This window comes from Streptomyces sp. NPDC037126 (assembly GCF_055605965.1).
Window position 1 is genome coordinate 55,896 of the sequence record NZ_JBVJTD010000010.1, and the last position, 15,631, is coordinate 71,526.

Here is a 15,631-nt window from a genome sequence, read left to right on the forward strand (position 1 = left end):
GGCGGCCACATCATTGCACGCCACGGCCCCGCCCGTCAGGGCCGTCTCCGTAACCGCGCCGTGGCGGTACGCGCCCCCGGCCGCCGCACTCATTCCATTACCTTCTCTTTACTTTGGCCGGGCATGGATATTACCGGGACACAGGGGAGGGCGATCACGGTGAACAGAACCACGGCGTACGCGACGGGCACCGCCGCCGCGGTGCCGCGGCAGCGCCGCGCCCCGGCCCGCGAGCGCCGCGCCGAGCACCCCGAGCCGGCCGTCCGGGACCTGCGCGACCTCGCCGCGCGCGGCCCGCGGGCCCTGCTCTTCGCCCCCGGTGACGTCGTGGTGGTCGCCGGCCTGCCCGGCGGCGGCAAGTCCACGCTGATGCGCCGCGCGGTCGCGGGCCCCCGCGTGGACTCCCAGGACACCCGCGACCGATTCGCGGCCCGCCTGCCCCGCCGCCTGCCGTACGTTCTCTACCGCCCCCTGGTCCGCGCGGCCCACTACGCCGCCCTGCGCCGCGCCCTGCGCACCGGGGCGGGCGTCGTGGTGCACGACTGCGGCACCCAGGCCTGGGTGCGCGCCTGGCTCGCCCGTGCGGCCCGCCGCCGCGGCGCCACCCTGCACCTGCTGCTGCTCGACGTCCCGCCCGGGACGGCCCGGGAGGGCCAGCGCGAGCGCGGCCGGGGCGTCTCCCGCTACGCGTTCGGCCGCCATCGGCGTACGACGGCCCGTCTGCTCGGCGCGGTGGAGCGGGGCGAGCTGCCCCCGGGCTGCGGCTCGGCGGTGCTGATCGACCGGGCCGCGGCGGACACCCTGCACCGCATAGGCTTCGCCGGGCCCGCCCGGCCGGGGGACGCCGTCACAGCCACCCGCTAGCCTTCAGGTTCCCAGCAGTGGTTCCCAGCAGGCGGTAGGCAGATGGACTTCCCGGCGGACTTTCCCGCGGACTTCCCGGCACAGGCGCACCCCCACCCGCACGGCGGTTGGCCCGGCAACGAGCTGGAGGAGGTGCTGTCGGCCTCCCTAGGCGTCCCCACGGCGGGCGGCCGGATCATCGAGGTCCTCGGCCGGAGCTTCGTCTGGGTCCCGCTGCCGGCCGGCGGCGGCCCGGACAGCGGCCCGCTCGACCTGCCCACGCTGGACATCGACGGTCAGGTGTACGTCCCGGTGTTCAGCTCGGAGGAGCAGTTCCGCCAGGTGGCCGGCTCCCACATGTCGTACACGATCGCGCCCGCCGTGGAGTTCGCCCGCGGCCTGCCCCCGCAGGCCGGCATCGCGGTGAACCCCGGTGGCGTGGTCGGCATCCCCCTGCCGCCGCAGGCCGTCGCGGAACTGTGCCGCGCGGGCCGCACCCCGCTCGACGGCCTCGCCACCGGCGGCCGGGTCCGCCTCTTCGAGCCCGACTGGCAGGACGACCCGGTCGACTTCCTCTCCGCCGCCTCCGCCGAGTTCGACGGGATCGGCGTGGTCCTCACCGCCCGCCGCTGCCTGGCCGCCGTCGAGACGGCCGACCCGGTGATGTTCGTCGGCGTCGAACTCTCCCAGTGGGAGGGCGATCTGCGCGCCCTTCCCCTGGAGGCACTCGGCCGTGCCCTCGGCAGGGTCCCGGTCGCCTGGCCGGTGAACCTCGTCCTGCTGGACGTGGCCGAGGACCCGGTGGGCGACTGGCTGAGGGCGAACGTCCGGCCGTTCTACCAGCACGGCCACTGACCGGCCGAGGGCCGGCGCGAGGAGTGCGGGGCCGTGCCCCGAAATGCGGCCCGGCCGCGGGGCGCGGCGGGCCGGGGCGCACCCGCACCCGCGTACGGGCACGGGGCCCCGGGCCCGTCGGCGCTTAAGCTGTGTCCAAACGTGGGGAAAGAATCGAAGGGGCGGTAAGAAAGGTGAGCGCGAGCCCAAGCGGCAGCGTGGAGCACATGCTGCGCCAGGTCACGCCCGGACGCTACGACGCCTACGAGGCACTGCTGCGCGCCCTCGCCGCCCCGTCCTCCGGCCAGATCTGGATGCTGCTGTGGCACGGCCAGGCCGGCTCCGCGGACGCCCAGTACGGGAACATGGAGGTCGCGGGCTTCCACTACGCCCCGTGCGTGACCTCCGCCCAGGAGCTGTCGGCCAGCGGCTGGAACCGCTCCTACGAGGTGGTCGACGGCCTGGACGTGGCCCGCACCCTCTATCCCGACCACTACGGCCTCTGGCTCAACCCGCACGCCCCGGGCGGCGGCGTGGGCATCCCCTGGCTGGACCTGCGCCGCATCGCGACCGGCCTGGACCGCCAGCCGGCCGGCCCGCTGCGCCTGACGGAACCCGGCATCGAGGTCCCGCAGTTCTACGCCCTGCTCGCGCAGAACGCCCACCGCACCCCCGCGCTGCGCTCCCTGCGCCGCGCCTGGGTGCAGCCCGCCCTCGGGGCGCCCTACCTCGCGCTGGGCCTGGACGTGTACGACACCTCGCCCGCCGCCGTGGACTCGGTGCGCGCGATGATGCAGCAGTCCGTCGGCGCGGTCCCGGAGGGCCTGCCGGTGTCGACGGTCGCGATGACCGACGAGTACGACCCGATCGTGATGTGGATGCGGGCCAACGCCCGCCCCTTCTACGACCGCGAGGCCCACGCCCCCGGTCCCCAGCCCCAGGCCCCCGCGGCGGGGTACGGCTACCCACCGGTGCACGGCGGCTACTGACAGACCGGCCCTCGCGGCCCTCCCGGCCCCGGCCGCACGCCCGGCCAGGGCTGCGCCGACCCACGTCCCGACCCGCCTTCCGGACGCGGCTGCGGAGGGGTGTGACGCAGGTCACGTTTCTCCGGGTCTGTTCTCAACTGCCCCGGATGCCCCCGTCGGTTCGGGGCCCGATGCCCCCAATGTCCGTGTCCGACAGGCAGATCATGCTGTTCGGATAACGGAATCCCCTAGGCGGCATCACGTTTGCGCATACTTTCTCCATCGACCCTGGCGCGTGATCGAGACCGCATTGAAGACTCGCCTCTCAAGACGCGAGGCCGTCGATCCTGTGCTCGAACCAGTCACAGGAACAGCCGGGTCTCTGGGCCGTCACCGACGTGCGGCCGGCGCAGGTAAGTGAACCAAGCCGCCCACAGCGGCGGACAAAGGCCGGTCACCACCGGCGAGAGGGGTCAGGTCAACTGTGACCGCACCGATCGAGACCACCGGGGCGGAGGCGGGAGCGCCTCCCGAGTCCGTGCTCGCCGGGGCCAAGAAGAGCCAGATCGAAGGGCGTTCACTCAGCCAGATCGCCTGGACCCGGTTCAAGCGGGACAAGCTGGCCGTGGCGGGTGGCGTCGTCGTCGTTCTGCTCGTTCTCATGGCGGTGCTCGCCAAGCCGATCGAGTCGATCTTCGGCCTCGACCCGGACAAGTTCCACCAGGACCTCATCGACCCCGCGCTGCTCGCTCCCAAGGGCGCCTGGGGCGGCATGAGTTGGGCCCACCCGCTGGGTGTGGAGCCGCAGTACGGCCGCGACATGCTCGCCCGCATCATCGACGGCTCCTGGGTCTCCCTCCTGGTCGCCGGCGGCGCCACGCTCCTCTCGGTGGTCATCGGCACCGTGCTGGGCGTGATCGCCGGCTACTACGGTGGCTGGGTCGACAGCATCATCAGCAAGCTGATGGACACCTTCCTGGCGTTCCCGCTGCTGCTGTTCGCCATCGCCATCTCGGCCTCGGTGCAGGACGGCTTCTTCGGGCTCAACGGCCTGCCGCTGCGGATCTCGGTGCTGATCTTCGTGATCGGCTTCTTCAGCTGGCCCTACATCGGCCGTATCGTGCGCGCCCAGACGATGACCCTGCGCAGGCGGGAGTTCGTCGAGGCCGCCACCAGCCTGGGAGCCCGTGGACCGTACATCCTGTTCCGCGAGCTGCTCCCGAACCTCGTCGCCCCGATCCTCGTCTACTCGACGCTGATCATCCCGACGAACATCCTCTTCGAGGCCGCGCTGAGCTTCCTCGGAGTCGGCATCGCCCCGCCGCAGGCCTCGTGGGGCGGCATGCTCAGCAACGCCGTGGATCTCTACACCGCAGATCCGCAGTACATGTTCGTGCCCGGACTGGCGATCTTCATCACCGTCCTGGCCTTCAACCTGCTGGGTGACGGGCTGCGTGACGCGCTCGACCCTCGCAGCAAGTGATCCATCGATAGAGGGGGCTTTCCTCAACGTGAAGACGAGAAGGGTTATCGCCGCCGTGGCGTCGGTCACGGTGCTGTCCCTGGGCGCGGCCGCGTGCGGCGGCGGGGGCGGCAAGAGCAGTAGTGGCGGCAACGGAACGAAGGACGCGGCGCTGGACTCCATCGTCAACGCGTCGAGCAAGAAGGGGGGCACGGTCAACCTGGAAGACTCCGACGTGCCCGACTCCCTTGACCCGGGCAACACCTACTACGGCTTCGTGCAGAACTTCTCGCGCCTCTACGCGCGGACGCTCGTCACGTTCAAGCCGGCCGCGGGCAAGGACGGCCTCACGGTCGTCCCCGACCTCGCGGAGTCCCTGGGCACGCCCAGCAAGGACGCCAAGACCTGGACGTACCACCTGCGTTCGGGCCTGAAGTTCGACGACGGCACGCCGATCACGTCCAAGGACGTCAAGTACGCGATCGAGCGCTCCAACTTCGCGCCGGAGGCCCTGTCCAACGGCCCGACGTACTTCAAGGCGTACCTGCAGGGTGGTGACAAGTACAAGGGCCCCTACAAGGACAAGAAGGGCCTGGACTCCATAGCCACCCCGGACGACCGCACGATCGTCTTCCACCTGAACCAGCCGTTCGCCGACTTCGACTACCTGGCGACCTTCTCCCAGACGGCCCCCGTGCCGCAGGCGAAGGACGACGGTGCGAAGTACGTCCAGCACATCGTGTCCTCCGGCCCCTACAAGTTCGCCTCGTACGAGGAGGGCGCCAGCGCCTCCCTCGTCCGCAACCCGAACTGGGACCCGAAGACGGACCCGATCCGCAAGGCGCTGCCGGACAAGATCAACGTCAAGTTCAAGGTCAACCCGGTCTCGATCGACAACGACCTGATGGCTGACAAGATCACGGCCGACATCTCCGGCGCCGGTGTGCAGCCGCAGACCCAGCCGAAGGTCCTGGCCGGCAAGTACGCCAAGCAGACGGACAACTCCTACGCCGGTGCCACGGGCTACATGGCGCTGAACGTGCACGTCGCGCCGTTCGACAACGTCCACTGCCGCAAGGCCGTTCAGTGGGCCGTCGACAAGCAGTCGGTGATCGACGCCATGGGCGGTTCGCCGAAGGGCGACGTGGCCACCACGCTGCTGCCGCCGTCGGTCAACGGCTACACCAAGTTCGACGAGTACCCGTCCGCGGGCCACAAGGGTGACGTGGCCAAGGCCAAGGACGAGCTGAAGCAGTGCGGCAAGCCGAACGGCTTCTCCACCACGCTGACGGCCCGTTCCGACCGCCCCTCCGAGATCGCGGGCGCCACGGCCATCCAGAACTCCCTGAAGGCCGTCGGCATCAACGCCGACATCAAGCAGTTCCCCTCCGGCAAGTACTTCGCCAACTTCGCCGGTGTCCCGAGCTACGTCCACCAGCACAAGCTCGGCATGATGATGATGGCGTGGGGCGCCGACTGGCCGACCGGCTACGGCTTCCTGGACCAGATCATCGACGGCAGCGCCATCAAGCCCTCGGGCGGCAACAACCTGATGGAGCTGAACGACCCGAAGATCAACGCCGCTCTGAAGGCGGCCATCGGCAACACCGACTCCGCGGCCCGCACCAAGGCCTGGGGCGACATCGACAAGATGGTTGCCGACAACGCCTCGGTCGTCCCGCTGGTCTACCGCAAGAACCTGCTGATCAGGCCCACGTCCGCGACCAACGTCACGGTCACGCAGGCGTACCTCGGCATGTATGACTACCTGCTGCTGAGCTCCTCGAAGTAACAGCAGGCCGGATACCCCTGAAAGGCAGGTGAAGGCACCGGGTGGCCGGGGCGGACACACCGTCCCGGCCACCCGGAGCCGCACAGCTGTGGCTGCGTACATCATCCGACGCGTCTTCGGCGCATTGGTACTGCTGCTGGTGGTCAGCGCAGTCACCTTCGCCATCTTCTTCCTGGTCCCCCGCCTCGGCGGCCAGACAGCCACCCAGCTGGCCACCCAGTACGTCGGCAAGGACGCCAACCCCTCGTCCATCGCCGCGATCAAGCACAACCTGGGTCTCGACCAGCCCATCTACATCCAGTACTGGGACTACATCAAGGGCCTGTTCGTGGGCGCCGACTACAAGTTCGGCCCCGACGCGACACACTGCAGCGCCCCCTGCTTCGGGTACTCCTTCAAGAGTCACGTCGAGGTATGGCCCCAGCTCGAGCAGCGCATCCCGGTCTCCTTCTCGCTGGCTGTCGGTGCCGCGGTGATCTGGCTGATCTTCGGTGTGACCACCGGTGTCATCTCGGCCCTGCGCAAGGGCAAGCCGATCGACCGCATCTCGATGTTCATCGCCCTCGCCGGCGTCTCGCTCCCGATCTTCTTCACCGGCCAGGTCATCAACGCGCTGTTCGTCTACCAGTGGCCCATCTGGGACAGCACCGACTACGTGCCGTTCCTGCAGAACCCGGCCGACTGGGCCTGGCACCTGCTGCTGCCCTGGGTCAGCCTCGCGTTCCTCTTCTCCGCCACGTACGCCCGGCTCACCCGGGCGGGCATGCTGGAGACGATGAACGAGGACTACATCCGGACGGCGCGCGCCAAGGGCCTGAAGGAGACCACGGTCGTCACCAAGCACGGGCTGCGGTCCACGCTCACCCCGATCGTGACCATCTTCGGCATGGACTTCGGCACCCTCATCGGTACCGCGGTGCTCACCGAGACCGTCTTCTCCCTGCAGGGCGTCGGCGCCTACTCCATCCAGGCCATCAAGGACAACGACCTGCCCATCGTGATGGGCGTGACCCTGGTCGCCGCGTTCTTCATCGTCTTCTGCAATCTCCTCGTCGACCTGGTGTACGCAGCCATCGACCCCCGCGTGAGGTACTCGTGAGCAAGCTCGAAAAGGCGGCGGTCGGCGAACCGGCCACCACCGCCCCCTCCGACGCCGACGACGCGTTCCTCTCCGTGCGCGATCTGCGTATCCACTTCAACACCGACGACGGTCTCGTCAAGTCGGTGGACGGCGTCAGCTTCGACGTGCGCCGGGGCAGGACGCTGGGCATCGTCGGCGAGTCCGGTTCCGGCAAGTCCGTCACCTCGCTCGGCGTGATGGGCCTGCACCGCTCGGCGAGCAACGCCCGGGTCTCCGGTGAGGTCTGGCTGGACGGCCAGGAACTGATCGGCGCCGGGGCGGACGAGGTCCGGCGGATGCGCGGCCGCAAGATGGCGATGATCTTCCAGGACCCGCTGTCGGCCATGCACCCCTACTACACGGTCGGGGCGCAGATCGTCGAGGCCTACCGGGTGCACCACAACGTCAGCAAGAAGGTCGCCAAGCAGCGGGCGATCGACATGCTGGACCGCGTGGGCATCCCGGAGCCGAACAAGCGCGTCGACGGCTACCCGCACGAGTTCTCCGGCGGTATGCGCCAGCGCGCGATGATCGCGATGGCGCTGGTGAACAACCCCGAGCTGCTCATCGCCGACGAGCCGACCACCGCCCTGGACGTCACCGTCCAGGCGCAGATCCTGGACCTGATCCGGGACCTGCAGAAGGAGTTCGGCTCCGCGGTCATCATGATCACGCACGACCTCGGGGTCGTCGCGGAGATGGCCGACGACCTGCTGGTCATGTACGGCGGCCGCTGCGTGGAACGCGGGCCGGCCGAGCAGGTCTTCTCGGCGCCGCGCCATCCCTACACCTGGGGTCTGCTCGGCTCCATGCCGAGGCTCGACCGCGAGCAGACCGAGCGGCTCACCCCGATCAAGGGCTCCCCGCCCTCCCTCATCAACGTCCCCTCGGGCTGCGCCTTCAACCCGCGCTGCCCGTACGCGGACATCCCCAAGGACAACGTCACCCGCACGGTCCGCCCCGAGCTGACCGAGGTCGGCAGCGAGCACTGGGCGGCCTGCCACATGACGGCGGAGCAGCGGGAGCGTATCTGGACCGAAGAGATTGCGCCGAAGCTGTGAGCGACGAAAAAGTGAGCATCCCCGCGCAGAGTGACGGTGCCGCCACCGACGAGGGCACCGCCGTCTCCGACGGCGAGATCCTGCTGAAGGTGACCGGACTCCAGAAGCACTTCCCGATCCGCAAGGGCCTGCTGCAACGGCAGGTCGGGGCGGTGCGCGCCGTCGACGGCATCGACTTCGAGGTGCGCAAGGGCGAGACCCTGGGCGTCGTGGGCGAGTCCGGCTGCGGCAAGTCGACGATGGGCCGGCTGATCACCCGGCTGCTCGAACCGACCGCGGGATCCGTGGAGTTCGAGGGCAAGGACATCACGCACCTCGGCGTCGGGGGCATGCGCCCCATGCGCCGCGACGTGCAGATGATCTTCCAGGACCCGTACTCCTCGCTGAACCCGCGCCACACCATCGGCACGATCGTCGGCGCCCCCTTCAAGCTGCAGGGCGTCGAGCCCGAGGGCGGCATCAGGAAGGAAGTCCAGCGGCTGCTGTCGGTGGTCGGCCTCAACCCCGAGCACTACAACCGCTATCCGCACGAGTTCTCCGGTGGTCAGCGCCAGCGCATCGGCATCGCCCGGGCGCTCGCGCTGAAGCCGAAGATGGTCGTGGCCGACGAGCCCGTCTCCGCCCTGGACGTGTCGGTCCAGGCCCAGGTCGTGAACCTCATGGACGACCTGCAGGAGGAGCTCGGCCTCACCTACGTGATCATCGCGCACGACCTCTCCGTCGTCCGGCACGTGTCGGACCGGATCGCGGTGATGTACCTGGGCAAGATCGTCGAACTCGCCGACCGGGACCTGCTGTACAAGGCGCCGATGCACCCGTACACCAAGGCGCTGATGTCGGCGGTGCCGATCCCGGACCCGACGCGCAAGAACGTCAAGAGCGAGCGCATCCTGCTCAAGGGTGACGTGCCCTCGCCGATCGCCCCGCCGAGCGGCTGCCGCTTCCACACCCGGTGCTGGAAGGCGACGGAGATCTGCCGGACCATCGAGCCTCCGCTCCTGGAGCTGAAGCCCGGCCAGCGGGTCGCCTGCCACCACCCGGAGAACTTCGAGGACCAGGCTCCGCAGGACACCGTTCTGCTGTCCGCGGCCAAGGAGGCGGCCGAGCTGGTCTCCGACGAGGTGCTCGCGGAGTCGGCGGCGACGTCGGCGGCCGTGGCGGCGGAGCTGGCCGAGGAGACCGCCGCGGCGTCCTCGGAGGAGCCCGCCGAGGAGAACCCGGGAAGCGACGTTGCCGAGGAGGCCTCTGAGGAGCCCGCCGAGGAGACGTCGCAAGAGGCTGCCGAGGAGGCCCCCGCGGCCGCCGCCGAGGAGGCCGGCGCCGACGAGGACTCGCCCGGGGCCGCCGAGCCGGCGCCCAAGTCCCAGGAGTCAACCGACAAGTAGCACATGACGACTGGGTAAAGTCATGTACATGCTTATACGGGAGAGTGCAGAGTCGTCCGTGTCCGACCCATGATCGGTACACGCTCGAAAGGGACGACTCATGGCACTCTCCCGTTCGGCACGTTCAGGGGCCGTCGCCACCGCGGCGGCCTCCTTACTGCTCATCGCAGCCGCCCCCGCCCCCACCCCGGGCGCGCCCGGCGTCGGTGACCCCTACTTCCCGCGGCTCGGCAACGGCGGCTTCGACGCCCTGCACTACGACCTCGACGTCGCCTACGCCCCGGACTCCGGCCGGCTCGACGGCCGTACGACCCTCACCGCCCGCGCCACCCAGAACCTGTCCTCCTTCGACCTCGACCTCCAGCAGCTGCAGATCACCCGGGTCGAGGTGAACGGCAGACGCGCCCACTTCACGCGCGACGGCGACGAGGTCACCATCACCCCGCGCCGGAGCCTCGCGCGGGGGAGGACCTTCCGGGTCTCCGTCACCTACGGCGGCATACCCCAGCCCCTCAGCGGGCCCATCGTGTTCGGCTCCAAGTACGGCTGGATGAAGACCGCCGACGGCGTCTTCGTCGCCTGCGAGCCCAACGCCGCCTCGACCTGGTTCCCGTCCAGCGACCATCCCTCCGACAAGGCCACCTACGACATCCGGATCAAGGCGCCCAAGGGCCTGACCGCGGTGTCCAACGGCCTGCTGGTCTCGGCGCACGACAAGGGCTCCTCGACGTACACCCACTGGCGCGAGTCGAAGCCGATGGCGACCTACCTGGCGACCGCCACCATCGGGAAGTTCGACGTCCGCACCGGGCGCACCCCCGGCGGCATCCCGATCTACGTCGCCGTCGACCCGGTGCTGAAGAACAGCAACAGCGTCGACGTGTACGCCGTCACCGCCGCCGCCACCGACTACTGGTCGAAGGTCTTCGGGCCGTACCCGTTCGAGGAGACCGGCGCGATCGTGGACGACATGCCGGAGGCCGGGTTCTCCCTGGAGGTGCAGAGCAAGCCCGCCTACTCGGCCGTGCGCAGTGAGACGACCATCGTACACGAGCTCTCCCACCAGTGGTTCGGCGACTCGGTGAGCGTGGCCCAGTGGAAGGACATCTGGCTCAACGAGGGCTTCGCCACCTACGCCCAGTGGCTGTGGGCCGAGCACCAGGGCACCAGGTCCGCCCACGACTCCTTCCTCGCCGACTACAACGCCCGTCCCGCCGCCTCCTCGTTCTGGGGGGTGAAGGTGGCCGACCCGCAGCGGGACACGATGTTCGCCTCCGCCGTCTACGACCGCGGCGCGATGACGCTCCAGATGCTCCGGGAGCGGATCGGGGACAAGGCGTTCTTCCGGCTGCTGCCCGCCTGGACGAAGCTCCACCGGTACGGCAACGCGGACACCGCCGACTTCATCCGCCTCGCCGAGCGCGTCAGTGGGCAGGACCTGGGTGACCTCTTCCACACCTGGCTGTTCACCGCAGGGAAACCGGCCCTGTGAGCCTGGCTTTGTAAGGTTCACACCCCGCGCTGGGTGAGAATGGCAGGGTGCAGCTCCAGCAACTCTTCAGTCCCTCCGTCCAGCACACGCTCGACGTGATCGGCATCTTCGTGTTCGCGATCTCCGGCGCGCTGCTGGCCGTCCGCAAGAACTTCGACATCTTCGGCATCGCCGTGCTCGCCGAGGTCACCGCGCTGGGCGGGGGACTGTTCCGCGACGTGGTCATCGGGGCCGTGCCCCCGGCGGCCTTCACGGACCTGGGGTACTTCCTGACCCCGCTGATCGCCGCGCTCGTGGTCTTCTTCCTGCACCCGCACGTGGAGCGGATCCAGTCGGCGGTGCTGGTCTTCGACGCGGCCGGCCTCGGCCTGTTCTGCGTCAGCGGTACGACGAAGGCGTACAGCTACGGCCTCAACCTGACCGCGTCGGCGACGCTGGGCCTCGCCACCGCCGTGGGCGGCGGCGTACTGCGGGACGTGCTCGCCAACGAGGTGCCCTCACTGCTTCGCTGGGACCGCGATCTGTACGCGGTCCCAGCGATCGTCGGCGCGACCATGGTGGTGCTGTGCATTCGCTATGACGCCCTGACCCCCCTCACCAGTGGGCTCGCGGTCGTCACCGCTTTCGTGCTGCGCCTGCTCGCGATGCGGTTCCACTGGCGAGCTCCGCGCGCGTGGAACCGCCGGTCGACGGTGACCGAGGAGTAGTCCCGCTCGCGGTCCCGGTAAGAGGACCGGTGTTTCCGGTAAGAGAGCCGTCCCGGCCCCTCGCGTGGTTCTGGCCCATCTGCAGGGTCAGCCAGCGGAACACCGTCGGCACCTGCGGCCGCCACAGCGCCATGGTGTGACCGCCCGCGCTGCGCGGCAGGAACACCACGTGCACGGTGGTCGGCGCCTTGGCGATGGACTCCAGCGCCATGCCCGCCTGGTAGCCGTCACCGGACTCGCCGGAGAAGTAGAGCGCGATCCGCGGCGGCACCGGCTGCTTCTTCAGGATCAGGTACGGGTTGTTCGCGGCGCGCAGCTGCGGGTCCTGGGCGGCCAGGGAGTTGCGCTCGCCGATCGGGTCGTTGTAGCCCGACATGCTCACCGCGGCCCGGTACCGGTCGGGGTGCGCCACGGCGAGCTTGACCGCGCAGTGGGCGCCCGCCGAGTACCCGGCGACGGCCCAGCCCTGCGGCGCCGGCTGGGCACGGAAGTTGTCCATGACCATCTTCGGCACGTCGATGCTGAGCCAGGTGTCGGCGTTGACCTGCCCCGGGATGTTGGCGCAGCCGGTGTCGACGCCGGCCAGCAGGTTGGTGCGCGGGGCGACCAGGATGAAGGGCGCCACCTGGCCGCTGCGCATCAGCGGCAGCAGCTGCTCGTGCGCCTTCAGCGACCCGAACCAGGCCTTCGCCGAGCCCGGGTAGCCGGGCAGCAGCTCCACCACCGGGAACTTCTTGTTGCGGTAGGCCGGATCGTTGTACTGCGGCGGCAGCCAGACGTAGACCTCGGCGTTCACGCCGGAGACCCGGCCCTTGAGCTGGGTGACGCGCACCCCGCCGGCCTGGCGCATACCGGGACCCGAGGCCGCCGTGAAGGTCTGCTTGACCTTGGGCAACCGTTTCACCGCTATGCCGCCGGTACCGTCCTTGCCGAGGTCGGCGGCCTGCTGGACGTGGTTCCCGGTCCCGAACAGGTCGGCCCAGTTGTCGTACAGGTTGTTCTGGTTGTTCACCAGCACGAAGACCAGCGTGACCGCCGTGCCCTGGGCGAACAGCAGCATCAGCACCCGGGCCGTGATGCGCAGGGGCCGGGGCCAGCGCATCCGCGACCACAGGAAGAGCGGCAGTATGAGGGCGACCACGGACAGCACAATGGTCGTGTAGAGGAACGGAGTCCCGGTGAGGCTCATGCCCCCATAGAGGGGAAACAGGGGTCCGGGGTTACGGACGTGTCAGGACACTTACCTAGAAATTGCCGGAACCTCACCCGGGGGACGGATCCAGAGGCATTCTTTCATCTCCCGGCAACATTAAAAAGCTACCGCTTAGTAGTTTTCCGTTGTACCGTTCACCCATGCCAGAAGCAGCTTCCGCCCCTGCCGCACGGGCCGTGATCGGGGACAGCGAGTTCGACCGCGACACCGCGCTCACCCGGCGCGAGCCCGGTGTCTACGACATCGACCTCTCGGCCGGCTGGACCATCATCAGCGCCGTCAACGGCGGCTATCTGCTGGCCGTGCTCGGCCGGGCCCTCGCGGACACCCTCCCGCACCCGGACCCGTTCACCGTCTCCGCGCACTATCTGACGGCCTCCCGGCCCGGACCGGCCCTCGTGCGCACCGAGACGGTCCGCACCGGCCGCACCCTCTCCACCGGCCAGGCCTCGCTCCTGCAGTACGACGACGAGGGCAACCAGGTCGAACGCATCCGCGTCCTCGCCTCCTACGGCGACCTCTCCGCCCTCCCCGACGACGTCCGCACGACCGCCGCACCGCCCGCGATCCCGCCGCTGGACCAGTGCTTCGGCCCCGAGGACGGACCCGCGCCGATCGACGGCAGCAACGCCATCGCCGACCGGCTGATGCTCAAGCTGGACCCGTCCACCCTCGGCTGGGCGCTCGGCGCGCCGTCGGGCAAGGGCGAGATGCGCGCCTGGTTCGGGCTCGCCGACGGCCGTGACGCCGACCCGCTCTCCCTGCTGCTCGCGGTGGACGCGCTGCCGCCCACCGCCTTCGAGATCGGCCTCAAGGGCTGGGTCCCCACCGTGGAACTCACCGTCCACGTCCGCCACCGTCCGGCCCCTGGCCCGCTGCGGGTGTCGGTCACCACCCGCAACCTGGCCGGCGGCTTCCTGGAGGAGGACGCCGAGGTCTGGGACAGCGAGGACCGCCTGGTCGCCCAGTCCCGGCAGCTGGCCCGGGTCAGGCTCGGCTGAGCGGGGCGCGGCCGAGCCAGGCCGCCAGCTCGCCGTGGGCACCGGCCCCCTCGGGGGCCTCGCGGGGCGCGTCGAAGGGGGTCTCCTCGTCGCGCGGCACGGACCCGGGCAGCACGCGGTGCGCCGTGGCGAGCGCGAACCGGGCCGGCTCCGGGTCGAGTTCGAGCGGGTGACCGAGGGCCTCGGCGAGGTCCCAGGTGTGCGTGACGATCTCCATCACATAGCCCGCGAGGGCGCCGTGCCCCGGTACCTCGCCCCAGGGGACCCGCACCGGCGCCGTCATCCGCTCGTCGCTCTCCCAGGCCTTGAGGGCGCGCACGCGCGCCTCGTCGTAGGCCGCCGCCCAGCCGTCGTCCCCGACGCCCTCGGCGAACGGGTGCACGGCGAGCCCGTCGCCGCCCTCACCGACGACCGCGATCCGCAGGGTGCCGCCGACCATGTGGCTCAGCAGCGTGCGCACGTCGAACTCGGTACAGGGCGTCGGGCCGTCGAGCCGCTCGGGGCGCACGGTCCCGATGAGGGCGGCCGCCTGCTCGGTGGCGCGGGCGTAGACGGGGCGCGGGTCGGTGAAATCGGTGCTGGTCATGACGGGCCTCTCCGTGGGTCGGTACGCAGAGGATGGCCGGATAACCTGACAGGCTCCGTCAACATTTGCGCGGGACTTCGCGGCGGGGCGATCCTTGGCGCGTGAAGTCCGGCCGGCTGCTGTCGATCCTGCTGCTCCTGCAGACCCGGGGCCGCGTCCCCGCCCACGAACTCGCCGACCGCCTCGAGGTGTCGGTCCGCACCATCTACCGGGACGTCGAGGCGCTGTCGGCCTCCGGTGTCCCGGTCTACGCCGAGCGCGGCCGGCACGGCGGCATCGAGCTCCTCGCCGGTTTCCGCACCGACGTCACGGGGCTCACCGCCGACGAGTCCCGCGCCCTGTTCATCCTGGCCGCCCAGGGCGCCCACGCCGCGCTCGGTCTCGACGCGGCCCTCGGCTCGGCGCTGCGCAAGGTGATGGCCGCGCTGCCCGCGCCGCACCGGCCCGCCGCCGAGGTGACCAGCCGCCGCATCCTGGTCGACGCCACCCGCTGGAAGAGCGGCCCCCAGCAGTCCGTGGACCTGGAGGTGCTGCAGGACGCCGTGTTCAGCGACCGCCGGCTGCGGCTGCGCTACCGGCACGGCGGGGAGCGGGAGCCGCGGACGTACACCGTGGACCCGTACGGTCTCGTCGCCAAGGCCGGCGTCTGGTACCTCGTCGCCGACCGGCGCGGCCGGCCGCAGCTGTTCCGGGCCGACCGGGTGCGCTCGTCCCGGCTGCTGGACGAACCCGTACGGCGCCGGCCCGGGGTCGAACTCGCGCACGCCTGGGAGGTGTTGCGCCGCCGGGTGGAGGAGTGGGAGGGCGGTGTCGAGGTCACCGTGCGGCTGCGGAGGGAGGGGCTGGACATGTTCCGGCGGGTGGTCGCCGGGGAGCTGACGGGCCTGGTCGACGACGACGGCGTGAGCGACCGCGTCACCGCCCGGGTCCTGTTCCCGGCGCTGCACGCGGTCCGCCAGCTCCTGTGCCTCGCCGACCGGGTGGAGGTGCTGGACCCGCCCCCGGCACGCGCGGAACTCCTCGCGGCGGCCCGCTCCGTCACGGCTCTGTACGACGGGGACGGTGCCGGGCGCCCGGACTGACGGCGGACCGGCAGGGCGGGCTCGACCGTCGCCCGGGCGGCCGGGGCGTGCCGGGCGGTGGCGGCCGCGGGGGTCTTGGCGGCGG

The 15,631-nt window shown here is 70.4% G+C and carries 14 protein-coding genes; 12 read left to right on the forward strand and 2 right to left on the reverse strand.

The window, feature by feature from the left end:
* The first annotated feature begins 153 nt into the window (after positions 1-153).
* The 10 genes from ACZ7FF_RS22355 (at position 154) to ACZ7FF_RS22400 (ending at position 11,664) form a co-directional block, all read left to right on the forward strand.
* Positions 154-864, forward strand: a complete 711-nt coding sequence (locus tag ACZ7FF_RS22355) for an AAA family ATPase (RefSeq protein ID WP_470814215.1) — start codon at positions 154-156, stop codon at positions 862-864.
* 42 nt (positions 865-906) lie between these two features.
* Positions 907-1,698, forward strand: coding sequence for an enhanced serine sensitivity protein SseB (locus ACZ7FF_RS22360; protein WP_470814012.1), 792 nt, complete (start codon positions 907-909; stop codon positions 1,696-1,698).
* A gap of 206 nt (positions 1,699-1,904) precedes the next feature.
* Positions 1,905-2,666: an enhanced serine sensitivity protein SseB C-terminal domain-containing protein gene (locus tag ACZ7FF_RS22365; RefSeq protein WP_470814216.1), complete on the forward strand. Its 762-nt coding sequence runs from the start codon at positions 1,905-1,907 to the stop codon at positions 2,664-2,666.
* Positions 2,667-3,129: 463 nt separating this feature from the next.
* Entirely contained in the window at positions 3,130-4,128 is a 999-nt protein-coding gene (locus tag ACZ7FF_RS22370) for an ABC transporter permease (protein WP_470814013.1), read from the forward strand.
* A 28-nt stretch (positions 4,129-4,156) separates the two neighbouring features.
* On the forward strand, positions 4,157-5,899 hold the full coding sequence (locus ACZ7FF_RS22375; RefSeq protein WP_470814014.1) for an ABC transporter substrate-binding protein: 1,743 nt from the start codon (positions 4,157-4,159) through the stop codon (positions 5,897-5,899).
* 88 nt (positions 5,900-5,987) lie between these two features.
* Positions 5,988-6,998, forward strand: coding sequence for an ABC transporter permease (locus tag ACZ7FF_RS22380; protein WP_470814015.1), 1,011 nt, complete (start codon positions 5,988-5,990; stop codon positions 6,996-6,998).
* Positions 6,995-8,080: an ABC transporter ATP-binding protein gene (locus ACZ7FF_RS22385; protein ID WP_470814016.1), complete on the forward strand. Its 1,086-nt coding sequence runs from the start codon at positions 6,995-6,997 to the stop codon at positions 8,078-8,080. Before ACZ7FF_RS22380 ends, ACZ7FF_RS22385 begins: the two co-directional genes overlap by 4 nt.
* Positions 8,077-9,465 (forward strand): ABC transporter ATP-binding protein, encoded by a 1,389-nt coding sequence (locus ACZ7FF_RS22390; protein WP_470814017.1) that lies wholly within the window; start codon positions 8,077-8,079, stop codon positions 9,463-9,465. Before ACZ7FF_RS22385 ends, ACZ7FF_RS22390 begins: the two co-directional genes overlap by 4 nt.
* A gap of 100 nt (positions 9,466-9,565) precedes the next feature.
* Entirely contained in the window at positions 9,566-10,957 is a 1,392-nt protein-coding gene (locus ACZ7FF_RS22395; protein ID WP_470814018.1) for a M1 family metallopeptidase, read from the forward strand.
* Positions 10,958-11,004: 47 nt separating this feature from the next.
* Positions 11,005-11,664 carry a trimeric intracellular cation channel family protein gene (locus ACZ7FF_RS22400; RefSeq protein ID WP_470814019.1) on the forward strand — a complete coding sequence of 220 codons (660 nt, stop codon included), beginning with the start codon at positions 11,005-11,007 and terminating at the stop codon, positions 11,662-11,664.
* Here ACZ7FF_RS22400 and ACZ7FF_RS22405 read toward each other — a convergent pair.
* On the reverse strand, positions 11,573-12,853 hold the full coding sequence (locus ACZ7FF_RS22405; protein WP_470814020.1) for an alpha/beta hydrolase: 1,281 nt from the start codon (positions 12,851-12,853) through the stop codon (positions 11,573-11,575). The genes ACZ7FF_RS22400 and ACZ7FF_RS22405 overlap by 92 nt on opposite strands.
* Positions 12,854-13,017: 164 nt before the next feature.
* Between ACZ7FF_RS22405 and ACZ7FF_RS22410 the strand changes: the two genes are divergently transcribed.
* Entirely contained in the window at positions 13,018-13,878 is an 861-nt protein-coding gene (locus ACZ7FF_RS22410; protein WP_470814021.1) for a thioesterase family protein, read from the forward strand.
* Here the strand turns inward: ACZ7FF_RS22410 and ACZ7FF_RS22415 are convergent.
* Positions 13,865-14,464, reverse strand: coding sequence for a TIGR03086 family metal-binding protein (locus ACZ7FF_RS22415; protein WP_470814022.1), 600 nt, complete (start codon positions 14,462-14,464; stop codon positions 13,865-13,867). The genes ACZ7FF_RS22410 and ACZ7FF_RS22415 overlap by 14 nt on opposite strands.
* 101 nt (positions 14,465-14,565) lie before the next feature.
* Between ACZ7FF_RS22415 and ACZ7FF_RS22420 the strand changes: the two genes are divergently transcribed.
* Positions 14,566-15,546 (forward strand): helix-turn-helix transcriptional regulator, encoded by a 981-nt coding sequence (locus tag ACZ7FF_RS22420; protein WP_470814023.1) that lies wholly within the window; start codon positions 14,566-14,568, stop codon positions 15,544-15,546.
* Positions 15,547-15,631 lie beyond the last annotated feature (85 nt).

Bases quoted from the DNA above. Each gene is read 5' to 3' on its own strand.
- ACZ7FF_RS22365 (WP_470814216.1), top strand. From the start codon at position 1,905: ATGCTGCGCCAGGTCACGCCCGGACGCTACGACGCCTACGAGGCACTG.
- ACZ7FF_RS22395 (WP_470814018.1), top strand. From the start codon at position 9,566: ATGGCACTCTCCCGTTCGGCACGTTCAGGGGCCGTCGCCACCGCGGCG.
- ACZ7FF_RS22415 (WP_470814022.1), bottom strand. From the start codon at position 14,464: ATGACCAGCACCGATTTCACCGACCCGCGCCCCGTCTACGCCCGCGCC.
- ACZ7FF_RS22405 (WP_470814020.1), bottom strand. From the start codon at position 12,853: ATGAGCCTCACCGGGACTCCGTTCCTCTACACGACCATTGTGCTGTCC.
- ACZ7FF_RS22360 (WP_470814012.1), top strand. From the start codon at position 907: ATGGACTTCCCGGCGGACTTTCCCGCGGACTTCCCGGCACAGGCGCAC.
- ACZ7FF_RS22410 (WP_470814021.1), top strand. From the start codon at position 13,018: ATGCCAGAAGCAGCTTCCGCCCCTGCCGCACGGGCCGTGATCGGGGAC.